This window comes from Mycobacterium sp. E2479, from assembly GCF_001667925.1.
Lineage (GTDB): Bacteria > Actinomycetota > Actinomycetes > Mycobacteriales > Mycobacteriaceae > Mycobacterium.
The window spans coordinates 1-2747 of record NZ_LZJR01000083.1 but is presented as its reverse complement, the minus strand read 5'-3'; the positions used below and the strand labels follow the sequence as shown (position 1 = coordinate 2747).

The window sequence follows — 2747 nt, the reverse complement described above, 5'->3', positions numbered from 1 at the left end:
AGGAGTCGTCGATCCCGACCCGCTCGATACCGAGGACCTGGGCGTAGATGCCGGCCAGGATCTCTTCGACCGCGGTGGCCGGGGCGCGATACCGCTCGGCGTCGGCGTATTCGGGTGCCGGCAGGGCGCGGGTGTCGAGTTTGCCGTTGACCGTCAGCGGCATCGCAGGTAGGGCCACGACTGCCGTTGGCACCATGTAAGACGGAAGCCGTTCGGCCAGCACGCTTCGCGCCTCGGCAGGGTCGGCGGTGCCGGTGATGTAGCCGACCAAGCGTTTGGTGCCGGGTTGGTCCTCGCGGGCGATCACCACGGCCTGGTCCACCCCAGCGAGTGCGGCGAGGGCGGCTTGGATTTCACCGAGCTCGATGCGGTAGCCGCGAATCTTGACCTGTTCATCGGCACGGCCGAGATAGTCCAGCTGGCCATCGGCGCGCCACCGCACCAGGTCTCCGGTCCGATACATTCTGGTCCCCGGGCCGCCGAACGGGCAGGCCACAAACCGCGACCCGGTCAACCCCGCCCTGCCCACATAACCCACGCCCACGCCGGCGCCGGCCACATACAGCTCGCCGACCACCCCGGGCGGGACCCCTCGTAACCAGCCATCGAAAACAAAGAACGCAAGATCTGCCAATGGGACGCCGATGGGGCTGGCATTGCGGTCGGTGTCGGCGCTGCCGATCTCGCGCAACGAGGCATGCACCGTCGTCTCGGTGATGCCGTACATATTGATCAAGCGCGGCAGCACCGGGTGGTTGTTCAGCCAAGTCCGAAGACGCTGTGGTTCAAGCGCTTCGCCGCCGAACACCACGGTATGAACGTCGAGCTGATGCCCGGGCTCGGACTGCAGCGCATCGGCGTTTTGCAGCGCATAAAACGCTGATGGGGTTTGGCTTAAGACGTTGACATGTTCGGCAACTAGGAGGGCGTGGAGGTCGTTTGGTGAGCGGGTGATCTCTTCGGGCACTATTACGAGCCGCCCGCCGTGTAGCAGTGCACCCCAGATTTCCCACACCGAGAAGTCGAAGGCACAGGAATGGAGCTGCGTCCACACCTGGCCGGGCGCGAGCTCAAGGTCGGCAGTTAGCGAGGCAAACAACCGGATCACGTTGTGGTGGGCGATGGCCATGCCTTTGGGGAGCCCGGTGGTGCCGGAGGTGTAGATCAGGTAGGCGATGTCGTCGGGTGCGGGTGGCGGTAGTGGGGTGTTGGGCTGGCGCTTCACTGTTGGGTCGTCGGGATCGATGATCGCTATGTCGTGGCCGTCCAGTTGCGCCCGTAGGTCTGTGGTGGTGATCGTGGCGATCGGTGCGGCGTCGGTGAGCATGAATTCGATGCGTGATCGGGGGTGGGCGGGGTCGATGGGTAGGTAGGCCGCGCCGGTTTTGAGCACGGCCAGGATCGCGGTGATCGCCTCGGCGCAGCGGGGCAACAGTAGTGCTACGCACTGTCCCGGGCCGGCGCTGTGGTCGGTCAGCAGGTGCGCCAACCGGTTAGAGGCCTGATCGAGCTCGCGGTAGCTCGTTGAGCGGTCCTGGTAGGTGACCGCCAGCGCCTGTGGTGTGCGCGCGACTTGGGCGGTGAACAACGCGGGAATCGACACCGGTGGGCCGGTGGGCCTCGTCAAGGTGGCGCGGTTGCCCCATTGGTTGAGGTGGGTGTGTTCGGGTTGATCGAGCAGGTCGATGCAGGACAGCAGTTGTTGGGGGTTGGTGGTCATGGCCACCAGGACTCGTTCGAAGCGGGCGAGCAGGGCCTCGATGGTGGTGGGGTCGAAGATGTCGGTGTCGTATTCGACGCGAAGGCCGAGTTGGGGGCCGGGTTGGGCTTGCACGGTGAGTCGGTAGTGGGTGGATTCGCGGCCGCTCAAGGCGGTGATGGTCAAGTCGTCGGGGCCGGCCGATAGGGCGGCGGTGTCGACGGGGTAGTTCTCGAAGACGAGCAGGGTGTCGAAGAGTTGGTCGTGGCCGGTGAGGTGGTGGATGTCGGTGAGGGCGAGGTGGTGGTGGTCCAGGGTGTGGGTGTGGGTGTGTTGGAGTTGGTCGAGCAGTGCGGTGGTGGTGGTGGTCGGGCTCAGTTGGGCGCGCACGGGCACGGTGTTGATCAACAGCCCGATCAGGGAGTCGGCGCCGGGCAGATCGGTGGGCCGTCCAGACACGGTGGTGCCAAAGACGATGTCGTGGTGGCCGGTGAGCACGGCGAGTAGTTGGGCGTAGCCGGCTTGTAGGACGGTGTTGAGGGTGCTGTGGTGGGCGCGGGCCAGTTCGTGCAGGGCGGTGGTGGTGTGTTCGGGCAGCCGGTAGGAGGTGGTGTGGCGGGGGCCGGACGGCCCGCGGCCGGGCGGCCCGAGCAGGGTGGGGGTGTCCAAGCCGGCCAGGGTGTGGGCCCAGGCGGTGCGGGCGGCGTCGAGGTCGCGCTGGGCTAGCCAGTGGATGAACCGGCGATACGAGCCGGGCGGGGGGAGGTGTTGGTGGTGGTAGGCGGCGAAGATTTCGCCCAGCAGGATCGGCAGTGACCAGCCGTCGATGATGATGTGGTGGAAGGTCAGCACGCAGCGGTGGTGGTGGGTGGCGGTGCGGATCAGGGCCACCCGAAACGCCGGGGGATGCGCCAGATCCCCGACCGCGGCGCGCTCAGCGGCGCATAGCTGCGCGATCCGCTCCTCCACACCCTCGCCATCGCCGGCGCTTTCGGTGGCGTCGAGTTGCAGGTAGCGCCAGCCCGGTTGGGGGTGGGTGGGGATGAGT

General features: G+C 66.8%; 1 protein-coding gene. It reads right to left on the bottom strand.

Annotated features, from left to right (window positions below; genetic code table 11):
* A partial coding sequence (locus A5686_RS11505) for an amino acid adenylation domain-containing protein (RefSeq protein ID WP_156750041.1) occupies positions 1-2747 on the bottom strand: 2747 nt, incomplete at both ends.